This window comes from Sphingobacterium sp. (genome assembly GCF_032065005.1).
Classification (GTDB): domain Bacteria; phylum Bacteroidota; class Bacteroidia; order Sphingobacteriales; family Sphingobacteriaceae; genus Sphingobacterium.
The window spans coordinates 45,665-65,911 of sequence record NZ_DAMBMM010000013.1; the positions used below are offsets into that span (position 1 = coordinate 45,665).

General features: G+C 41.2%; 21 protein-coding genes and 1 riboswitch. Of the genes, 4 read left to right on the forward strand and 17 right to left on the reverse strand.

All coding sequences use genetic code 11. From position 1 onward, the window contains the following. Positions 1–3: 3 nt before the first annotated feature. The 16 genes from rpsC to RT138_RS17035 all read right to left on the reverse strand — a co-directional run bounded on the left by rpsC (position 4) and on the right by RT138_RS17035 (position 14,408). Positions 4–786 carry a 30S ribosomal protein S3 gene (gene rpsC, locus RT138_RS16960; RefSeq protein WP_094257904.1) on the reverse strand — a complete coding sequence of 261 codons (783 nt, stop codon included), beginning with the start codon at positions 784–786 and terminating at the stop codon, positions 4–6. Positions 787–797: 11 nt separating this feature from the next. Then, entirely contained in the window at positions 798–1,229 is a 432-nt protein-coding gene (gene rplV / locus RT138_RS16965) for a 50S ribosomal protein L22 (RefSeq protein ID WP_093100409.1), read from the reverse strand. A 6-nt stretch (positions 1,230–1,235) separates the two neighbouring features. Further along, a complete protein-coding gene (gene rpsS, locus RT138_RS16970) occupies positions 1,236–1,502 on the reverse strand; it encodes a 30S ribosomal protein S19 (RefSeq protein WP_002997495.1) in 267 nt (88 codons plus the stop codon). After that, the gene (gene rplB / locus RT138_RS16975) at positions 1,502–2,326 is read right to left on the reverse strand and encodes a 50S ribosomal protein L2 (RefSeq protein WP_093100410.1); all 825 of its coding nucleotides are present in this window, start codon (positions 2,324–2,326) and stop codon (positions 1,502–1,504) included. The genes rpsS and rplB overlap by 1 nt, the downstream gene beginning before the upstream one ends. Positions 2,327–2,332: 6 nt before the next feature. Then, on the reverse strand, positions 2,333–2,623 hold the full coding sequence (rplW, locus tag RT138_RS16980; RefSeq protein WP_093100412.1) for a 50S ribosomal protein L23: 291 nt from the start codon (positions 2,621–2,623) through the stop codon (positions 2,333–2,335). A 1-nt stretch (position 2,624) separates the two neighbouring features. Next, entirely contained in the window at positions 2,625–3,254 is a 630-nt protein-coding gene (rplD, locus tag RT138_RS16985; protein ID WP_093100413.1) for a 50S ribosomal protein L4, read from the reverse strand. Positions 3,255–3,259: 5 nt separating this feature from the next. Further along, complete coding sequence (gene rplC / locus RT138_RS16990; RefSeq protein ID WP_093100415.1) at positions 3,260–3,877, reverse strand: 50S ribosomal protein L3; 618 nt, start codon at positions 3,875–3,877, stop codon at positions 3,260–3,262. Between the two features lie 174 nt (positions 3,878–4,051). After that, the gene (locus RT138_RS16995) at positions 4,052–5,284 is read right to left on the reverse strand and encodes a glycoside hydrolase family 88 protein (protein WP_313191614.1); all 1,233 of its coding nucleotides are present in this window, start codon (positions 5,282–5,284) and stop codon (positions 4,052–4,054) included. Between the two features lie 379 nt (positions 5,285–5,663). Continuing rightward, positions 5,664–6,023, reverse strand: a complete 360-nt coding sequence (locus tag RT138_RS17000) for a CoA-binding protein (protein WP_185217651.1) — start codon at positions 6,021–6,023, stop codon at positions 5,664–5,666. Between the two features lie 19 nt (positions 6,024–6,042). Beyond that, on the reverse strand, positions 6,043–7,227 hold the full coding sequence (locus RT138_RS17005) for a serine hydrolase (protein WP_313191615.1): 1,185 nt from the start codon (positions 7,225–7,227) through the stop codon (positions 6,043–6,045). A 305-nt stretch (positions 7,228–7,532) separates the two neighbouring features. After that, positions 7,533–9,191, reverse strand: a complete 1,659-nt coding sequence (locus RT138_RS17010) for a 2-oxo acid dehydrogenase subunit E2 (RefSeq protein WP_313191616.1) — start codon at positions 9,189–9,191, stop codon at positions 7,533–7,535. A 42-nt stretch (positions 9,192–9,233) separates the two neighbouring features. Continuing rightward, the gene (pdhA, locus tag RT138_RS17015) at positions 9,234–10,229 is read right to left on the reverse strand and encodes a pyruvate dehydrogenase (acetyl-transferring) E1 component subunit alpha (protein WP_093100421.1); all 996 of its coding nucleotides are present in this window, start codon (positions 10,227–10,229) and stop codon (positions 9,234–9,236) included. Between the two features lie 277 nt (positions 10,230–10,506). Continuing rightward, complete coding sequence (gene hisS, locus RT138_RS17020) at positions 10,507–11,886, reverse strand: histidine--tRNA ligase (RefSeq protein ID WP_313191617.1); 1,380 nt, start codon at positions 11,884–11,886, stop codon at positions 10,507–10,509. 186 nt (positions 11,887–12,072) lie between these two features. After that, a complete protein-coding gene (rnc, locus tag RT138_RS17025) occupies positions 12,073–12,810 on the reverse strand; it encodes a ribonuclease III (protein ID WP_185213303.1) in 738 nt (245 codons plus the stop codon). 80 nt (positions 12,811–12,890) lie between these two features. Continuing rightward, the gene (gene fabF, locus RT138_RS17030; RefSeq protein ID WP_313191618.1) at positions 12,891–14,144 is read right to left on the reverse strand and encodes a beta-ketoacyl-ACP synthase II; all 1,254 of its coding nucleotides are present in this window, start codon (positions 14,142–14,144) and stop codon (positions 12,891–12,893) included. Positions 14,145–14,171: 27 nt separating this feature from the next. After that, positions 14,172–14,408 (reverse strand): acyl carrier protein, encoded by a 237-nt coding sequence (locus RT138_RS17035; protein ID WP_079643602.1) that lies wholly within the window; start codon positions 14,406–14,408, stop codon positions 14,172–14,174. A gap of 266 nt (positions 14,409–14,674) precedes the next feature. Here RT138_RS17035 and RT138_RS17040 point away from each other — a divergent pair, with 266 nt between their 5' ends. Continuing rightward, on the forward strand, positions 14,675–15,175 hold the full coding sequence (locus RT138_RS17040) for an IPExxxVDY family protein (protein ID WP_313191619.1): 501 nt from the start codon (positions 14,675–14,677) through the stop codon (positions 15,173–15,175). 111 nt (positions 15,176–15,286) lie between these two features. Next, positions 15,287–16,720 (forward strand): pyruvate kinase, encoded by a 1,434-nt coding sequence (pyk, locus tag RT138_RS17045; RefSeq protein ID WP_313191620.1) that lies wholly within the window; start codon positions 15,287–15,289, stop codon positions 16,718–16,720. A gap of 63 nt (positions 16,721–16,783) precedes the next feature. Here pyk and RT138_RS17050 read toward each other — a convergent pair whose 3' ends face one another. Further along, the gene (locus RT138_RS17050; protein WP_313191621.1) at positions 16,784–17,170 is read right to left on the reverse strand and encodes a hypothetical protein; all 387 of its coding nucleotides are present in this window, start codon (positions 17,168–17,170) and stop codon (positions 16,784–16,786) included. Positions 17,171–17,296: 126 nt separating this feature from the next. Between RT138_RS17050 and RT138_RS17055 the strand changes: the two genes are divergently transcribed. Beyond that, positions 17,297–19,168: a sensor histidine kinase gene (locus tag RT138_RS17055; RefSeq protein WP_185213298.1), complete on the forward strand. Its 1,872-nt coding sequence runs from the start codon at positions 17,297–17,299 to the stop codon at positions 19,166–19,168. A gap of 18 nt (positions 19,169–19,186) precedes the next feature. Beyond that, positions 19,187–19,876: a response regulator transcription factor gene (locus RT138_RS17060; RefSeq protein WP_093100433.1), complete on the forward strand. Its 690-nt coding sequence runs from the start codon at positions 19,187–19,189 to the stop codon at positions 19,874–19,876. A gap of 251 nt (positions 19,877–20,127) precedes the next feature. Then, positions 20,128–20,226, forward strand: a riboswitch (SAM riboswitch). Positions 20,227–20,247: the final 21 nt, after the last annotated feature.

Consider the following 20,247-nt stretch of genomic DNA (forward strand, 5'->3'; position numbering starts at 1 on the left):
TAATTAATCTCTTTTACCTCCACGGTTGTTGTCACGGCGTCCGCCACGGTTTCCACCGCGACCTCCACGGTTGTCACGACGGTTGTTGTTATCACCACCTTCGTTGCCACCACGTGATTTTACGCCTGATGCTTGACCAATGTTTGGAGATAAATCTCTCTTACCGTAAACTTCACCTTTACAGATCCAAACTTTTACGCCAATCTTACCGTAAGTTGTCAATGCTTCTGCTAATGCATAATCGATATCTGCACGCAATGTGTGTAAAGGAGTTCTTCCCTCTTTGTACTGCTCAGTACGTGCCATCTCAGCACCACCTAAACGACCTGAACACATTACCTTGATACCTTCTGCTCCCATACGCATTGTAGATGCAATCGCAGTCTTCATTGCACGACGGAATGAAATACGTGCCTCTAATTGCTTAGCAATGCCTTCTGCAACTAGTTTTGCGTCTAATTCTGGGCGTTTGATCTCAAAAATGTTGATCTGAACATCTTTCTTAGTTAATTTCTTTAACTCTTCTTTGATCTTATCAACTTCTTGACCACCTTTACCAATTACGATTCCTGGACGTGCAGTATGGATCGTTACAGTGATACGTTTCAACGTTCTCTCAATAACAACTTTTGCTACACCGCCTTTTGCGATACGTACAGAAAGATATTTTCTTATTTTTTCGTCCTCAACCAACTTATCAGAATAGTTGTTGCCTCCGAACCAATTAGAATCCCATCCTTTGATGATTCCTAATCTGCTACCTATTGGATTTGCTTTTTGTCCCATTCTTAATATAATTAGTTGTTAACGTTATTAATACTGTCTACTACCAAAGTTACATGGTTTGAACGCTTGCGAATTCTATAGCCACGACCTTGTGGTGCTGGACGTAATCTCTTCAATTGACGACCGCCACCTACAGATACTTCCTTAACAAACAATCCACCGTCTTCTACGGAAGAACCTTCGTTGTGAGCTTCCCAGTTCTTGATCGCTGATAATAATAATTTCTCAACGCGGATTGAAGCTTCTTTTCCGGAATGTTTAAGGATGTAAAGTGCGTTCTCTACTTTCTGTCCACGGATAAGATCCACTACTAGACGCATCTTACGAGGTGAAGTAGGGCAATTCAATAACTTGGCAGTAGAAGCTCCTCCTACTTGAGCTTTTGCCTGCTCCTTGCGCTGCTTAATTAAAACAGACTTTTTGAGTTTTTTTGTTGCTTCCATTACCTATTATTTTTTCTTTTCTGCGTGGCCTCTGAAAGTACGCGTAGGCGCAAATTCACCAAGCTTGTGACCAACCATATTTTCTGTTACATAAACCGGAATGAATTTATTCCCGTTGTGCACTGCGAAGGTATGACCAACAAAATCAGGTGAAATCATTGATCTACGAGACCAAGTTTTGATTACTGATTTCTTGTTTGTTTCATTCATAGAAAGAACTTTTCTTTCTAAGTTGTGATCGATATAAGGACCTTTTTTAATTGAACGAGCCATTATTTTTTCCTTCTCTCAATGATGTAACGATTCGATGTTTTCTTCTTGTAGCGTGTTTTGTAGCCTTTAGCTAATACACCTGTGCGTGAGCGTGGGTGACCTCCTGATGAACGTCCTTCACCACCTCCCATAGGGTGATCAACCGGGTTCATCGCAACACCACGAACTCTAGGACGACGACCTAACCAACGTTTACGACCTGCTTTACCCAATACTTGGTTTGCTTTCTCTGCGTTCGATACCGAACCGATCGTAGCAACACATGTCAATAAAATCATACGAGTCTCGCCTGAAGGCAATTTGATAATAGCATACTTACCATCACGTGCAGACAATTGTGCATAGGTACCTGCTGAACGAGCAATGGAACCACCTTGTCCTGGATTCAACTCAATGTTGTGGATGATCGAACCCAATGGGATGTTTGCCAATGGCATAGTATTACCTACTTCTGGGGCTACTGATTCGCCTGCAATCACAGTCTGACCTACTGTTAATCCAGCTGGTGCAATGATGTAACGTTTCTCTCCATCTGCGTAGTGCAATAAAGCAATACGTGCAGTACGATTTGGATCGTACTCAATGGTAGCAACTTTTGCAGGGATATCTTTTTTATCGCGTTTGAAATCTATTAATCGGTATGATTTTTTGTGTCCCCCACCGATGTAACGCATAGTCATTTTACCGGAGTTATTACGACCACCTGATTTCTTGATGCTAACTACTAATGATTTCTCAGGTACGTTAGTTGTAACGTCTGAATAATCAGCACCTACTCTGAAGCGAGTACCAGGGGTAACCGGTTTGAATCTTTTAACTGCCATTTCTTATTATAGTGTACTGTAAAAGTCAATAGTTTCACCATCTTTAACTGTAATGATGGCCTTTTTATATTTAGGGCTTCTTCCGGATACAAATCCTGCTTTCGTGTAACGGCTTTTTGCCTTACCAGCAACAACTGCTGTGTTTACTGCTAATACAGTAACACCAAACATTTGCTCTACTGCAGCTTTGATTTGAATCTTGTTTGCTCTATGATCTACTTTGAAAGCGTAACGGTTTAATTTCTCCGTTAACAATGAAGCTTTCTCAGTTAAAATAGGTTTTTTGATAATCTCCATATTATTTAGCGAATGCTTCCTCCAAAGTTTTAACAGAATCAGCAGTTAACAATAATTTCGTAGCGTTCAATACATCATATGTATTCAAATCTGATGCTACGATAACTTTTGCTTTCTTCAAGTTTCTGCTTGATAAATAAACATTGTTATTGTATGCTGGCAATACCAATAAGGTTTTCTCGTCAGCAAGGTTTAACGCATTAACTAAAGCAACGTAGTTCTTAGTTTTGATTGAATCGAAGTTAACTTCATCCAATACCACAACATTGTTCTCTTGTGCTTTGTAAGATAATGCCGATTTACGTGCTAATTGCTTTAATTTTTTGTTCAATTTGAAGCTATAGTCACGAGGTTGAGGACCGAATACACGACCACCACCGTTAAACAATGGAGATTTGATAGAACCCGCACGAGCACCACCTGTTCCTTTTTGTTTGTGTAATTTACGAGTTGATCCCGCGATCTCATTACGTTGTTTTGATTTGTGTGTACCTTGGCGTTGGTTCGCTAAGTATTGTTTCACATCTAAATAGATCGCATGGTCGCTTGGCTTTACACCGAATACTGACTCAGGAAGTTGCACCTTGGCACCTGTTTCTTTTCCTGATAAATTTAATACTTTAACTTCCATCTCTACTATTTGTCTACGATTACATATGAACCCTTAGCTCCTGGTACGGAACCACTAACAACAATTAGGTTTTGTTCTGCGTAAACTTTCAAAATCTGTAAGTTTTGAACTTTTACTCTCTCGCCACCTGTACGACCCGCCATACGCATTCCTTTGAATACTCTTGAAGGCCAAGATGAAGCTCCCAATGAACCCGGTGCACGTAGTCTGTTGTGCTGACCGTGAGTCGCACCACCTACACCACCAAAGCCATGACGCTTCATTACACCTTGAAATCCTTTACCTTTTGAAGTACCGACTACATCTACGTACTCACCTTCTTCAAATAAAGTAACATCAACGATGTCTCCTAGTTGCTTCTCATCTGTGAAAGTTTTGAATTCAACTAGTTTACGCTTAGGACTAACTCCTGCCTTTGCAAAATGTCCTTTTAGAGGAGCCGTCGTGTTCTTTTCCTTCGCTTCATCAAAGCCAAGTTGAACTGCCGAATAACCATCCTTCTCTTCCGTACGTATCTGCGTAACCACGCACGGCCCAGCCTCGATTACTGTACAAGGGATATTCTTCCCTTCAGCATTGAACAGGCTGGTCATTCCTACTTTTTTACCAATAATTCCTGACATGTTATAAATTAATTAATTAAACGTCCATCGAAGCAGTAGGGCTTCGCTCAAGACACAATTCCCCATTTAGGGACTGCAAAAGTACAAACAATTTTATAACTATCAAACAGTTAGTCAATTATTTTTAAAAAAAATAGCCCCGGTTTTTTCCCGGGGCTCCAAATCTTCCGCTTTTTATATTTTTATGGCAGGGCCTCCATCCAAAAGTCGTTGATACCGAACCAAGGCTTCTACATAATAATAGTCGGCATAGGTCAAGGGTACATCAACCTCCGAATCCAATGGCAATGCCCCTACGCTATGTTCCAATAAGTAGCCTCCATTTGTGCCTTTCTTCGCAAAATATGCGCTTGAAGACAAACTTTTAAGCATGCCTTCGGCCTTTCGCAGATACGTTGTGGATTCTTTGCCCTTGGTATATTGGGAGAGCTCGATCAATGCCGATGCAGTGATAGCGGCAGCTGAGGCATCCCTTAGGCTTCTCCGGGAATAGGTCTTATCGTTTGCAGGAATCTTATCCTTATCAAAATCCCAATACGGAACCAGGTCTTCCGGAAGGTTAGGGCTCTTCAACATATAATCCGCAATCTTTTTTGCCTGGTCCAAATAGGCCTTATCCTTGGTTTCCCTGTACATCATCGTATAGCCATACAGCCCCCAAGCCTGTCCCCTCGCCCACGCGGACTCATCAGCTGCGCCCTGTGCGGTTTGCTTGGCAAGCACCGATCCTGTCTGAGGATCATAATCGATCACATGGTATGAACTGTTATCCTTACGGAAATGGTTCTTTATGGTGCTGTTCGCATGGGTGATCGCTATATCGGAATATTTCTTGTTGCCGGTGGTCTTTGCCATCTGCATCAGGAACTCCAGGTTCATCATGTTGTCAATGATCACGGGGAATTTCCATACATTATGGTCCCAGGAACGGATGGTCTTGGTCGTCGGGTTAAAGCGGCTGCTCAATGATTCAGCTCCATTTTTCAGGATCGGCTGGTATTTGCTACTGTCACCAGTCAATCGCAAGGCATTTCCAAAACTACAGAATAGCATAAACCCTAAATCATGGGTCCCTTTATTGAACTGTTCTTTTTCCAGGTCCTTCAGCTTATCAAGGCCGGCCTGTTTGAGTTTAGGATCCGAAGTAGCTTCTCCAAGGTATAGCAAGGTGCCGGGGTAAAATCCAGAACACCACCAACCTGAATTGGAGAATTCTTGCTTTCCAGCTTCAAAAGTTTTTGGAAATTTATGCTCAGGTACCACGGAAACTAAATTTTGGTATTGTTCAGCGGAAGCCTTAAGCTGATCATCGATAAATTTGGAACTCAGTTTCAGGTCATGCTCCTGCCCAACTGAAACCTGGAATGAAATCAAACAAACGGCTAAGGTTGAAAAAAGGCCTTTCATATCTACGGTTTTTAATAAATTGTTATTCTTTAGGAATAACAAAATACTGATATAAAAACAAAAAATAACAATTATTTACTACAACGTTTTCATATTGGGTCAAATCGAACTAAATTCAAGGAACTTTCCCATGCTTTCCATGCCTATCCTTATTTAAGATTTCAGGATCCAAAAAACTCCGTGGAATTGATTTGAACCTTGTTCGGGACACATTCGGAATTTTGGCAAAATGAGTGAAGCCATAACGATCGAATATTCGGAGCAAACTGCAAGATTTCCCGAACATGCCTCGAATGAGACCCGACCATGACCAAGAAAAATCCAATAAAAAAGGACAATGAAAAATCATTGTCCTTTGAATAAATCTTTAAGTTCTGGATTAGTATTGTCCTGTATTCAGCATCACTAAAGTACAAGCTTCTACGACTTCAATGCCATTCGCTCTAGCTTTGTCGGCTAGCTCTGCATTTTCTGCACCTGGATTGAAAATAATACGCTTCGGCTTGGTCTTCAAGATATAATCATAGTATTGAGGCTGATTTTGCGGACCTACATATAAGGTCATCGTATCTATGTCAGTATGAATGTCCTCTGCAGGTTCGATCTCTACGCCAGCAACTTTCCCAGTTTTACGTCCAACATTCACGATTGGATGTCCTTTTCTAGCCAATTTATTGGCAACCAAATACGAATATCTTGCCGGGTTGGTACTCGCACCTAAAATCAAGGTCTTTTTCATATATTGTTGTTAGGTTTTCTTAATTTACTAATTCTCCACTTGAGTTATATGCATTTTGTCTCAAAATAGGCATTTCTAAGATTTTATACAAATCATCGAGGTGATTCAAACTGCCATTTGCCATATTTGTTAACAAAACAATGGTCACATCGTTTTTCAGGTCGCGCACGTAAAGGCTCTTGAAGCCATGCCACCAACCCGTATGATAGACAATAGGATTTTCGGGCGGACTAAAGGTACGCCAACCGTAACCATAACTGAATAGGCTGCGTTTCGCATCGCTTCTAGGCATATACATCGAATCAAGCATGGTCTTATTCACCAAACGGCCTTCATTGATTGCCCTGTCCAATAGGTACATATCCTGAACGGTACTGTAAATACCCTTGTCGCCGACCGGACCATCTAAATAATTTCTCACCACCGAACGACGCCATACCTTATCATGTCCCATTACATTGGAAGGAGTTTTCTCGTACACGGCAGTAGAATAGACCGCAGTATGCTTCATCCCTGCAGGATCGAAGATGTTTTCCTTCATATAAACCGCAAAGTCTTTCCCCGTTACCTTTTCAATAATGGATGCTAGGACCATGAAGTTAGAGTTGTTGTAATGGAACCTGCCATCAGGAGCTCCGTAGCGGTTTGGATGCTTTTCGATCAATAGGCTCATGGCATCCTGGTTGGACATCGGTTTCTTGCGGTCCGGCCATGCTTCCTCCGAAAAGTAAACATAGTTTGGCAACCCTGAACGGTGGGAAAGCAGCTGTGCTATGGTAATCCCAGGATATGGGAAGTCAGGATAGAAATCGTTGACGGTATTTTCCATCTTCAGCTTTCCTTCCTGCACCAGCTTCATCACGCCTAATGCCGTGATAGGCTTGGACGCAGAAGCCAGCTCGAACTGCGAATTGATGTTCAGGCTATCTTTCAAAAGGTAATCTGCCCAACCAAAGGAATTCTGGTAAAGAATCTTTCCTTTTTTGGCCACCAATACATTTCCGTTAAATGCGGATTTCTTGTGTAGGTTTTGCATGAAAGCATCAATCTGCTTATCTGCTTTTGTGGAATCATAAATCAGTGCTACACTATCTTTTTTGGCCTGATCTATTTTTATCTCTTTTTGTTTTGCTTCTGGCGAAGAACAGGAGACCATCGCAAATGTCCCCAACCCCAATACGAATAATAAATTTTTTATTGACACGCTCCTAATCTGATTCTTTTAATGCTTATAATCTCTAATGATTATCAAGACAAATTACTATATATTGTGACAATTTACAATAAAAATTAGCTTTCTTTTGATAAAACTATAGTTACATTAAAGTATTGCCCCATTATCGATATTAATTCCTGATAATTAGTAAACGGTTCAATATTTCACTTATTGCAATTCGGTAAAAAATAAGGAAGGGCATTTTAGGAGGTATGTCCTGAATGATGAAAGGGTCTTTAAACACAAAAGCCAGCAAGATCTGCTGGCTTTTGTGTTTTTTATGGATGCTTCGATTACGCTAATAAACGGATCGGAGCTTCGATAAGTCCTTTTAAAGTCTGAAGGAATTGAGCACCAGTAGCACCATCGACTACGCGGTGGTCACAACCTAATGTCAACTTCATGATGTTTCCAGGAACAACTGCTCCGTTTTTCACAACCGGAACTTGTTGGATAGCACCTACCGAAAGGATAGCGCCATCAGGAGAGTTGATGATCGATGTGAATTCATCGATACCAAACATACCTAAGTTAGAAACAGTGAAAGTGGATCCTTCCCAATCAGAAGGCTGTAGTTTTTTAGCTTTTGCTTTTTGTGCAAAGTCTTTCACTTCAGCAGAGATATGGGATAGTGATTTACCGTCAGCAAAGCGAACAACTGGAACCAATAGACCATCTTCTACAGCCATGGCTACACCAATGTTTGTATGTTCGTTGTAACGGATCTTATCACCTAACCAAGATGAGTTCACGTTAGGGTGTTGTTTCAAGGCAACGGCTACCGCTTTAACAACGATATCGTTGAATGAAACTTTCACTGGAGCTACCTCATTGATCTGCGCGCGTGCCGCCATTGCATTGTCCATATCTACACTGATGGTCAGGTAGAAGTGTGGAGCAGTGAACAATGACTCAGACAATCTGCGAGCAATCGTTTTACGCATTTGGTTAACAGGTTTCTCAGTGAAACGCTCTTCACCAACAAATTGAGGTAAGCTGATTGTTTTAGCTTCAGACTCGGCAGCTGGCGCAGTGGAAGCCGCAGCAGCAGGAGCTGCAGATGGTTTGAAGTTTTCAACGTCTTTTCTTACGATACGTCCGTTTTCAGCAGAACCTTTCACTTGGCTCAAGTCAATTCCTTTTTCCTTAGCAATTTTCTTAGCTAAAGGAGAAGCTTTGATTCTTGAATCACTTGATGAAGAGGACGCAGCAACAGGTGCATCAGACTTGCTTTCTTGAACAGCTGGTTTTTCTTCTTCTTTCTTAGATTCAGATTTTGTACCTGCTGAAGATTTTTGGTTCAACAAAGGCGTTACATCGGTTCCTGCAGGACCTACGATCGCAATGATATCATTTACTTTCGCAGCTTGTCCAGCTTCTAGACCAACATATAACAAGGTACCATCAGCATAAGCCGTAACTTCCATAGTCGCTTTATCAGTTTCTACGTCAGCAATAGCATCGTCTGATTTAATGGTATCCCCTACTTTGAAGTTCCATTGAGCGATCACCCCTTCAGTCATGGTATCACTCAATAAAGGCATGGTAATAACAGTAACACCTAAGTCTTCTGCCGTTACATTGCTTCCTGAATCAGCTGGAGCAGCTTCTTCAGTTTTATCTTCTTTAGTTTCTTTTTTGGATTCTTCTTTTGGCTCTTCTTTCTTCTCAGCAGCAGCACCATCTCCTTTGATCAGAGACTCGTAATCTTCACCTTCTTCACCTAACACCGCAATTACAGAATCAATTGGAACTGCATCTCCCTCTTTAGGGCCGATATACAACAAGGTACCTTCTTGGTATGATTCGAAGTCCATTGTCGCTTTGTCAGTTTCAACCTCTGCAATAAGGTCTCCTGAGTTTACTTTATCACCAACTTTTTTGTGCCATTTAGCGATTACACCTTCAGTCATGGTGTCGCTCATTTTTGGCATTCTTACTACTTCAGCCATCGTTTAGGAATGTTCTATTTTAGTTAAAGTAATTATCATTAATTAATCCATGACAAAAGGATAGTCCTCTTGTACATAAACGTCTTTGTAGATGTCAGAAGCATCTGGGTATGGAGACTCCTCAGCAAATTTCACTGATTCATCTACGATTTTCTTCACTTTTGCTTCTACTTCATCAAACCAAGCTTGATCAGCATATTTATTCTCAACAATAGCATGCTTTACAGCAATAATTGGATCTCTTTCTTTGTATTCTTCTAACTCTTCCTTGGTACGGTATTTCGCTGGGTCAGACATCGAGTGTCCTTTGTAACGGTAAGTACGGATCTCTAAGAAAGTTGGGCCTTCACCTGCACGAGCACGTTGAACGGCTTCGTCCATAGCGTTGTGAACGGCTACTACATCCATACCATCTACAGGTGCACTTGGCATATCAAATCCAAGACCCATTTTGTAGATATCCTGCATGTTTGTAGTACGTTTTACAGAAGTTCCCATCGCGTATCCGTTGTTTTCACAAACGAAAATCACAGGTAATTTCCATAACATCGCCATATTCAAGGTCTCGTTGAAAGCACCTTGACGTACAGCACCGTCACCCATATAACAGATGTTTACATTGTCTGTTCCTAAATATTTCTCTGCAAAAGCAATACCTGCACCTAAAGGAATCTGACCTCCTACGATACCGTGTCCTCCCATGAACTTATGTTCTTTGGAGAAGAAGTGCATCGAGCCGCCTTTACCTTTTGAACAGCCTGTAACTTTACCAAACAATTCGGCCATACAAGCATCTGCAGACACTCCCTTTGCCAAGGCATGGGCATGGTCACGATATGCTGTAATCAAAGAATCTTCTGGTTTGATCACTGACATGGTACCCGCTACTACGGCTTCTTGACCAATGTATAGGTGACAAAATCCACGAATCTTTTGCTGTCCATAAAGCTGTCCAGATTTCTCTTCAAATTTGCGCATGAGCAGCATGGATTCATACCACTCTAGGTAGGTTTCTTTTGTTATAGGTGTTGAACTCATTTCTAAGTATTGAATTTCTTTACTAAACTGACCACAAATTTAATCAATATTAACGAGATTTTTGATAATTTTTAGTTTACATTTCACTGTTTTATACGGATTATGTCAAAATAATACCACAATCCGCAGCTCGCTCAGCAACTCCTCCTCCAATATGGAACAGACTAAAACATTGGCAAGAATGAATATATGGGGTTCATAACGGACTATCCGCCGCTGTAGTTTCTGGCGCTAAAATAAAAGGCACAAAAAAAGCGGTCTCTGAGGACCGCTTCTATTATTTCAATTTTTCTATTAACTCTTCGATGGTCAATTTTTCCTGAACACCGCTTTCCATGTTCTTCAAGGACAACTGACCTGATCCCGCTTCCTCATCTCCTACCAAAAGGACATAAGGGATCCCCTTGGAATCAGCATAACTCATCTGTTTCTTTAACTTCACTGCTGCCGGATAGAGTTCCACGGCTACGCCTGCTTCTCTCAATCTATACAACAAAGGCAAGGTATAGCCTTCTAAGGACTCTTCGAAATTAACGATCAGCAGTTTTGTACTCGCTGACCCTGCTTGTGGGAAAAGATTTAATTCTTCCAAGACATCGTAGATACGGTCTGCTCCGAATGAAACCCCTACCCCTGTTAAGTCTTTCAGCCCGAACATCCCAGTAAGGTCATCATAGCGACCACCGCCTCCGATGCTTCCCATTTGTACCTCATTGGTCTTTACCTCAAAAATACAACCTGTGTAGTAGTTCAAACCTCTGGCCAAGGTGATATCCACCTCGACGATCTTTTCAAGTAGATCTGCGCGACCAAATTTATTCAGGTATTCAAAAACTTCCTCAAGTTCAGCGATCCCTTTCATTCCGACTTCTGTATTTGAAAGCACGGACTTCATGGATGCTAGTTTATCGGCATTGGAACCTTGCAATTCGATGATCGGTTTTAGGACCGCTAAATCCTCATCCGTGAATCCTCGTTCAAGCAATTCTTTGTTCACCCCATCCAAACCGATCTTGTCTAGTTTGTCAATGGCTACCGTCATATCCACGATCAGCTCAGGTTTCCCAACCACTTCGGCAATTCCTGAAAGGATCTTTCTATTGTTAAGTTTTATGTTGAAATCCTTCAGGCCCAGTTTCGCCAAGGCCTCATTATAGATCAGGATAAATTCTGCCTCGTTCAACAAAGAACTAGAACCTACCACATCCACATCGCATTGGTAGAACTCTCTGTAACGACCTCTTTGCGGACGGTCGGCACGCCAAACTGGTTGGATCTGGAATCTTTTGAAAGGAAGTGCAATATCGTTTTGATGCATCACCACATAACGGGCAAACGGTACGGTCAGATCATAGCGCAAAGCTTTTTCAGATATATGTGAAATCAAGCTGGTAGAGTTTTTGGCTTCCAACAGATCTGCTGGAGCTTTGCTCATATAATCACCTGAATTCAAGATCTTGAAAATCAATTTGTCGCCTTCATCACCATACTTACCTGTCAAGGTACTTAAATTCTCGAATGAAGGGGTCTGGATCTCGGAATATCCGTATTTCCTGAAAATAGATTTTAACGTGTTGAAAATATGATTACGCTTATCCATTTCAAGGGGCGAAAAATCACGAGTACCCTTTGCTAAAGATGGTTTAATTGATGCCATAACCGCAAAGATAGACATTAGACATGAAATAATGGATGGGAGATTTGAGATTTGAGTATAGAGATATTAACCTTCTCAGGAACTGTTCGAAGCTTTATTTATTAAAAAGGTTAAATCAATAAGAATGATGGAAACAAATGGCTTATTAGATTTAGTATCTCAAATCTGATATCTCAGATCTCTATACTATTCTTCGAATATCTTCAAATATTCGCAAGCGCGTTCTGCAGCAATCTTTTCGGCGCTCTTTTTATTGAAGTCACGGCCAAGGCCACATTCCTCGCCATCAACGACAGCTACCACAGAAAACATCTTATTGGACTCGCCCTCTGGGTTATCCACCTGCATAAAGCTGATTTCTTTGTTGTTGTGTTGGCACCATTCGATCAAGCGGCTTTTGAAGTTTGTTTCGGTCACTTCAAGCGTTTGAATATCGACATGCGGTTTGATAATGCGGGACAAAAGGAATTCCCTAGTAAAGGTGTAACCTTTGTCCAGATAGACAGCACCGACCAAGGCTTCAAAGGCATCCCCGAGAAGAGATCCTTGTTTGTTGGGATAACTGATCATTCGAGCATCGAACTCAATCATCTCGTTAAAACCTAACTTACGGGAAAGTTGGTTCAGGTTTGCCCTGGATACGATCTTTGAGCGCATCTCGGTCAAGAATCCCTCATCCTTGTAAGGATAGAGCTTGAAGAGCAATTCAGCCACCACCGATCCTAAAACCGCATCGCCTAGAAATTCCAAACGCTCGTTACTGTTCTTGACGCCATCCTTGATCATGACCGCAACAGACTTATGTCTGAAGGCCATTTGGTAAAGGCGTACATTGCCAGGTACGAAACCAAGCAAGTTCTTTAGTTTTCGAACGTAATTTCGATTTGGAGACAGATATAGATTATAGACCTGTGTGATAGGCATGGTAACTATAAATAACAAATAGGTAGTTGAAAAATGCAACTACCTATTTAAATGTTTAGCATGGTGAAAATGAATACATTCTAACCATTATACTTTTTCACAATAATTGTTGCATTATGGCCTCCGAAACCGAAGGTATTACTCAAGGCAGCATTTACAACTCTTTTTTGTGCTGTGTTGAACGTAAAGTTCAGTTTGCTGTCAATTTCAGGATCATCCGTGAAGTGATTGATCGTTGGAGGTACAATATCGTTTTTGACTGCCAAGATAGAGGCAATAGCTTCAACCGCACCTGCTGCACCTAGAAGGTGACCAGTCATGGATTTGGTAGAACTGATATTCAGATTATAAGCATGTTCACCGAATAGGTCAACGATAGCTTTGGTTTCACTAACATCTCCCACTGGAGTTGAAGTTCCATGGACATTGATGTAATCAATATCAGAGAAATCCATTCCAGCATCCTTGATTGCCATTGTCATGGCTAATTTAGCTCCCAATCCTTCCGGGTGAGAAGCAGTGATATGGTATGCATCTGCACTCATTCCACCACCTACAACCTCAGCGTAAATTTTCGCTCCACGCGCTAATGCATGCTCTAAGCTTTCCAACACAATTGCTCCGGAACCTTCGCCAGACACAAATCCATCACGATCTTTATCGAATGGACGAGATGCTGTCTTAGGATCGTCGTTCCTGGTAGAAAGCGCGTGCATCGCATTGAAACCTCCGATTCCAGCTTCATTGATTGTCGCTTCGGAACCACCGGTGATAATAATGTCAGACCTTCCCGAACGGATGTAAGTGAAGGCATCGATCATTGCATTGGTAGCCGAGGCACAAGCAGAAACTGACGAGAAGTTTGGACCTTGCAATCCATGGCGCATAGAAATATGGCCAGGCGCTAAATCGATAAGCATCTTGGGAATAAAGAAAGGATTGAACCTAGGCGTTCCATCCCCTTTGGAGAATTGCGCAACTTCCTCAGTGAAAGTTGTTAATCCACCAATTCCAGAGCCCCAAATTACACCAATTCGCGTCCTGTCTAATTTATCGAAATCTAAACCTGCGTCTTTTACTGCTTCATCGGTAGATGCAATAGCATATTGGACAAAGGGATCCATCTTACGGGCTTCTTTACGGTCCATATAGACGTGCGGATCAAAACCTTTGACTTCGCAGGCAAACTGTGTTTTGAATTTTGACGCATCAAAGTGCGTGATAGGAGCGGCTCCACTTACACCGTTTATTAATCCATCCCAGTATTCTGAAACGGAATTACCAATAGGTGTAAGTGCGCCTAATCCTGTTACAACTACTCTCTTAAGCTCCATTTATGATGTTTGGCCTAATAAAATTAGTTAGTTAACGTTTTTTTCTAAGTAAGCGATTGCTTGTCCTACAGTACTGATGTTTTCAGCTTGGTCATCAGGAATTGCAACGTTGAATTCTTTCTCGAATTCCATGATCAACTCAACTGTATCAAGTGAGTCTGCACCTAAATCATTCGTGAAAGAAGCCTCTGGTGTCACTTCATTTTCGTCTACACCTAACTTTTCTACGATAATTGCTTTTACTCTTGATGCGATATCTGACATGATTTTCTAGTTTAATTGTTTAATAAATCTGTGCAAAGAAAAAATAAATATTCCCAAAAATCAAATCTTTTTGACTTTTGAAATTAAATAAAGAACAAAGTCATCCTAAATAAAGTTTTTAATACCTTATTAATTAACCTTAATCCAATAATACTAAAACAAATAAAGTTTTACAAACTTAATGCATATTTAATGATATTTTTACTTAACCTTCAAACTTAAATGCAGTAAAAACGTAATTTTGTAAATCATCAAAACAAATTGACTTGAGCAAAATAACCTTTAAACTCGAAACTGACTTTGACCTAGAACTCGATTTTGTCCTGATTGGGATCAGTTCGGTTTTGAGAGATTATCGACTTTGCCACTTTATCAACAAGCATACCGGACTCCAGCTGGTCTACGGGAAGGAAGATTACACGGACCATAACGGCCACAACAAGGAAAAACCCAAGGACGAACTGGATTATCACATTCTTTTTGAATCCAAGAAAAACAAACCCGTCGTAAAAAACCACTACAACATCTTCAGGTACCATAACCAAACTTTCGAATTTGAATTCTATTTACTGAGCAACCGCTCAGTCGAAGGTGCCGCGTTAATACCTGAAATTAGTAGCTTTGATTACTTCCTGATGATCAAACATTTTATCGACGAGGAGGATTTAGATGCTCTTTTAGAAAACATTAAGTCTATTCCGGAAGTTCTTTTAGTAAAAGAAATAGACCCAACAATATTGAAATCTAAAGAAAATCTGATATTTTAGCGGATTATTAAGATAGTGTAACTTATACACATAAACCTAATCATCTGCTTTAAGGGGAGAATAAAGCAGGAAAAGACTTAATAGAGAATATAAATTTAAAATTTAATTTAAATGGATAAACTAAAAAAGCGGACCAAAATTGTTGCCACACTAGGTCCGGCTTCTTCAAAAAAAGATGTTTTAACCCGTATGATTGCAAAAGGGGTAGACGTATGTCGCCTTAACTTCTCACACGGTTCTCAGGAAGATCACTTAAAGGTAATCAACACAATCAACGAAATCAACCAAGAACACCCTTTCAACGTAGGTATTTTAGCCGATCTTCAAGGTCCTAAAATCCGTATCGGAAAAATGAAAGAAGGTGGTGCCATCCTTGTCAACGGAAGCACGGTAGAAATGACTACGCACGAACTTATCGGTGACGAAAAGAAAATCTACATCACTTATGACAACTTCCCTAACGACGTAAAAGAAGAAGAAATCATCCTATTGGATGATGGTAAACTGCAATTGCGCGTTCTTTCAACAAATCACTTGGACACAGTAACTTGTGAGGTAGTTCACGGAGGTATCTTGACTTCTAGAAAAGGTGTAAACCTTCCTAATACAAAAGTTTCTATCCCTTCATTAACGGAAGAGGATCTAGACAACTTGAACTTCGCTCTTGACCACGGTGCTGACTGGATTGCCATGTCATTCGTGCGTTCGGCTGAAGACATCAAACAATGTAAGGAAATCATCAAGAAAAAAGGTTCACATGCTAAGGTGATCGCTAAGATCGAAAAACCGGAGGCTATTGACAATATCGACAGCATTATCGAAGCTACCGATGCGATCATGGTTGCTCGTGGAGACCTAGGTGTTGAACTTCCAATGGAAGAAGTACCAGGACTTCAAAAAATCATTGCTCAAAAATGTCGTAACCTTTCAAAACCGGTAATCATTGCAACACAGATGTTGGAAAGTATGATCACTACCCCACGCCCAACACGTGCGGAGGTGAATGACGTTGCTAACTCTGTAATCGATGGTGCTGATGCTGTGATGTTGAGTGGTGAAACTTCAGTTGGTGAATTCCCAGAGATCGTAATCGAGACTATGGCGAAAGTGATCACCCATGTTGAAGCAACTTCATATCCATACTACAGCGAAAAAGAGCAGTTAGGTACTGTTCCAGTAACGCGTATTCCAGATGCAATCTGTAGTTCATCGATCTTCTTGGCTGAGAAAACCCATGCTTCAGCAATCGCTGTCATGACTTCTTCTGGCTATACTGCCATGGAAATCTCCAGCTACCGTCCCGATGCAGATATCTATGTGTTCACGGGTAACAAAACCTTGTTGCGCACGCTTAGCTTATGCTGGGGTGTGAAGGCATTCATTTACGAAAAATATGAATCTACTGATGGTACTATCCAAGATGTAAACGGCTTATTGAGAGAACGTCACTTGGTAGAACCTGGTCAGATCGTAATCAACACTTCTTCTACCCCTCTTCATGAGAAGGGCAGAACAAACACCATCCGTGTTTCTGAAGTAAGATAATTACAGGACGATACAAAAAAAGAGCCTCAATGAGGCTCTTTTTTTGTATCGTCTATTTTCAAGCTATCTCTTGATTATTGGCGACTTGACGGTCGCTGTATCCTGTTTGGCAATCATGGAATGCTCGTCCAGTTTCTTTGTCCCCGGCATCTTCACCGACCCCTCACCTGACAGTTTTTTCTCCAAGATTATGGTATCATCATGCTCCTTTTGCACATTATTGGGTGCAATCAGATGCCCCTGTCTTTTACCCTTATAGGCATTCGGAATCTCTATCGATTTATTCATGGAATCCAACAAGGGGATCCTGAACTGCTTTAAACTATCCTTGGGATTAAGGTCAACCTTAAAATCTAATGGTTTCTTTTTTTGAATATTTTGATTATTTTGAGCAGAAGAAGGAATTGCCCAAATCAAGAATATGAAGGAAATCAAGATGAAATTTTTCATAATCAGTATCTTAAGTCATTATTCTATAACAAAAGAAATCCTATTCTGCTAAAAAAGCTAAAAACTTGCTGTTAAATTGTGTTAAATGAGAAAATTAGCTGTTTTCCCTTATTACTTTTGTAACAAATGAAAAAAAGAAGTATTGCATTGATTATTTGGCTCATGTCCATCGCGCTGATCGGCGTAATGGCAATGCAATATTATTTTGTGCGGGAATCCTTCATCAAGGAGTCCAAACTATTTGACGAGGAAGTCAAGGCTTCTCTCTCGGCTGTAGCCAATAAGATCGAGCGCCAGGAAATCTATGATTTCGCAAGGGAGCAAGAACGACTAAACCAAGAGAAGTTCAGGATTGACCAGGAACGCATCCAAAAGAACGAGAAGATCCTTGCTTTGCAGGTGCAATACCAGGACAGCATCAAAACCTTGCAGAGAAGGGCTTTTGCCCATACCACTAGGTTCAACTTCCTGGAAAGAGAACTGAACCAACAGTTCCCGGCAGTACCTATCAGCAATGATTTCTACGAAACGTACTTAAAGAGAAAAGAATACAAGCACCTTGTGCGAATCACTTTGGAACAGGGCCTAACCTCCGACAATACCATTGGAGAATTCACCAATGTGGAGGCCATCAAAGTCGTTCCTAGGATTGCGCAGAAGGACGATAGCACCCGCTACCTGATCCCCGTATTCAACCCACCTTCCACCGAAGCGATTGCCTACCAGATCAGGACCCTTCCTCCACGTTATGATTCCAAGACCCTGTCAAAGATCGAGGAACTCGAGATCAAGCTCAATAACCTGAGAGGACAGCGATTATCAGAGGCCGCAACACTATATGACACCATTGCCATGTTAGGAGGCAAGAAAAGCTCTGTAATCGCCGATGTAGCCATGGGGATGGAATTATCCAAAAGACCTTTGGCCGAACGTATAAACGGAAAGAAAACCGTCAACCTATTGATCCACGAACTCCGTGAAAGAGGCATAAAATCCTCCTTCGTTATGGAAATCAAGGATTTCAATAAAATGCCCGTTTTCCAAGGAGTCTATCAATTCAACAACGAGCAACTCAAGGAAGTCAATAATCCATTGATCTATACCGCTAGGCTGTTCCAAGGAGATCGTGGGAATGCTCCTGGCGAGCTCAGCATACATTTCCCTAACAAGGGCGGGATTATTGCCGAGACCATGGGCTATTGGCTATTTCCGACCATCCTGGCCTTATTGGCGCTATTGATCGGATGTTTTGCCTATACCTTGAGCATCATCTTCAAGCAGAAGAAGATGTCGGAGATGAAAACCGATTTCATCAACAACATGACCCATGAGTTCAAAACACCGGTAGCCACCATCATGATCGCCAGTGAATCCTTACGTGACCCTGAGATATCCGCAGATGGCAAGCGTGTCAACAAGTTGGCAAACATTATCTACGATGAGAATGTCCGTTTAGGCTCGCATATCGAACGCGTCCTGAACATTGCCCGTCTGGAGAAAGAAAACCTAAAGATCGAACGCACCAATGTGCATATCAACTCCTTGGCCAATGCAGTCCTGGAGAGCATGCGACTACAGATGGACAAGGCAGAAGGCACCTTGAATATCGATATTTCCGCAGGCAATGATTTAGTGGTTGGCGATGAACTTCACCTCTCCAATGTGATGTTCAACCTGGTCGATAATGCAATTAAATACTCTCAGGAAAAACCAGAAATCACTTTTAAGACTTTTAATAGAGGGAACAGTATCGTAATATCGGTTGCAGACAAGGGAATGGGAATGACCAAGGACCAACAGGAAAAGATATTTGACCAGTTCTATCGCATACCTACGGGAAATATCCACAACGTGAAAGGCTTCGGTCTAGGGCTAAGCTATGTTAACGATATCATCAAAAGACTGAACGGAAAAATATCCGTAAAAAGCGAAAAAGATAAAGGCACACAATTTGAAGTAACTCTTCCTTTAAAGGACGCATCCAAGGAAGTAGCATAACATAAGAAAGAGAAAAGTATGAATCAAAAGATATTATTAGCAGAAGATGATCCTAATTTGGGCGAATTACTGAAGGATTATCTTGAATTAAAAGGAAAATTTGACGTCGTGCTCTGTACAGATGGTCAAGAAGGAATGGATGCCTTCCGAAAGGAAGAGTTCGACCTTTGCATCTTGGATGTCATGATGCCCAAAAAAGATGGCTTCTCCCTTGGAAAGGATATCCGCAAGATCAATCAGACAGTCCCTATCATCTATGCTACCGCAAAAGGCATGATGGAGGACAAAACCCAGGCCTTCGAACTAGGTGGTGATGACTATATCACCAAGCCTTTCCGTGTTGAAGAGCTTTTATTGAGAATAAATGCGCTATTAAAGAGAGCTTCCAAAGACAAAGAAGAAGAAGTATCGGACAAGTTTGAGATCGGCGATTATTTCTTCGATTACACCAGTCAGATTATCTCCTACAAAGGTCAACAACAGAAGCTGTCCACCAAGGAGGCCGAGTTGCTTCGTTTACTTTGCTTAAAGAAAAACGATGTCCTGACCCGCGAAGAAGCCCTGATCAAAATATGGCATGACGACAATTACTTTACCGGCCGAAGCATGGACGTATTCCTAAGTAAACTGAGGAAATACCTCAAAGAAGACCCGAACGTAGAAATCGTCAATGTACATGGAAAGGGATATAAATTGTTGGTTAGCTAAGGATGGATATGAGATTTGAGATATAAGCAACACGAATGTGTGATATTTTAAAACTTAATCAAAATATATAAAGGGGCAAAAGTATTTTTGCCCCTTTTTTGATAGAATTCTATCCACCTACTTTTAAAACCACGATTTCTCTCATAATCAAAGAACTAAAATATGGGCACCCTTCGTTTTCACATGTCTCAAATCTCATATCTAAAATCTTTTTCCTTGGAAAATAAAAATCTTATCCATAACTTAGCCGACGCTTATAGAGAAAGGCAGAGGGACTAGACCCGATGAAGCCTTAGCAACCTGTCTCTTGACAAGGTGCTACATTCTACCCCGATTGGGAAAGATAAGCTGGTTACAGGAATCCTAGGTAG

Bases quoted from the DNA above. Each gene is read 5' to 3' on its own strand.
- rplV (WP_093100409.1), bottom strand. From the start codon at position 1,229: ATGGAAGCAACAAAAAAACTCAAAAAGTCTGTTTTAATTAAGCAGCGC.
- RT138_RS17000 (WP_185217651.1), bottom strand. From the start codon at position 6,023: ATGAAAAAGACCTTGATTTTAGGTGCGAGTACCAACCCGGCAAGATAT.
- rplC (WP_093100415.1), bottom strand. From the start codon at position 3,877: ATGTCAGGAATTATTGGTAAAAAAGTAGGAATGACCAGCCTGTTCAAT.
- RT138_RS17055 (WP_185213298.1), top strand. From the start codon at position 17,297: ATGAAAAAAAGAAGTATTGCATTGATTATTTGGCTCATGTCCATCGCG.
- RT138_RS17035 (WP_079643602.1), bottom strand. From the start codon at position 14,408: ATGTCAGATATCGCATCAAGAGTAAAAGCAATTATCGTAGAAAAGTTA.
- hisS (WP_313191617.1), bottom strand. From the start codon at position 11,886: ATGGCATCAATTAAACCATCTTTAGCAAAGGGTACTCGTGATTTTTCG.
- pyk (WP_313191620.1), top strand. From the start codon at position 15,287: ATGGATAAACTAAAAAAGCGGACCAAAATTGTTGCCACACTAGGTCCG.
- RT138_RS17060 (WP_093100433.1), top strand. From the start codon at position 19,187: ATGAATCAAAAGATATTATTAGCAGAAGATGATCCTAATTTGGGCGAA.
- RT138_RS17050 (WP_313191621.1), bottom strand. From the start codon at position 17,170: ATGAAAAATTTCATCTTGATTTCCTTCATATTCTTGATTTGGGCAATT.
- RT138_RS16995 (WP_313191614.1), bottom strand. From the start codon at position 5,284: ATGAAAGGCCTTTTTTCAACCTTAGCCGTTTGTTTGATTTCATTCCAG.
- pdhA (WP_093100421.1), bottom strand. From the start codon at position 10,229: ATGAGTTCAACACCTATAACAAAAGAAACCTACCTAGAGTGGTATGAA.
- rplB (WP_093100410.1), bottom strand. From the start codon at position 2,326: ATGGCAGTTAAAAGATTCAAACCGGTTACCCCTGGTACTCGCTTCAGA.
- RT138_RS17010 (WP_313191616.1), bottom strand. From the start codon at position 9,191: ATGGCTGAAGTAGTAAGAATGCCAAAAATGAGCGACACCATGACTGAA.
- fabF (WP_313191618.1), bottom strand. From the start codon at position 14,144: ATGGAGCTTAAGAGAGTAGTTGTAACAGGATTAGGCGCACTTACACCT.
- rplD (WP_093100413.1), bottom strand. From the start codon at position 3,254: ATGGAAGTTAAAGTATTAAATTTATCAGGAAAAGAAACAGGTGCCAAG.
- rnc (WP_185213303.1), bottom strand. From the start codon at position 12,810: ATGCCTATCACACAGGTCTATAATCTATATCTGTCTCCAAATCGAAAT.
- rpsS (WP_002997495.1), bottom strand. From the start codon at position 1,502: ATGGCTCGTTCAATTAAAAAAGGTCCTTATATCGATCACAACTTAGAA.
- rpsC (WP_094257904.1), bottom strand. From the start codon at position 786: ATGGGACAAAAAGCAAATCCAATAGGTAGCAGATTAGGAATCATCAAA.
- rplW (WP_093100412.1), bottom strand. From the start codon at position 2,623: ATGGAGATTATCAAAAAACCTATTTTAACTGAGAAAGCTTCATTGTTA.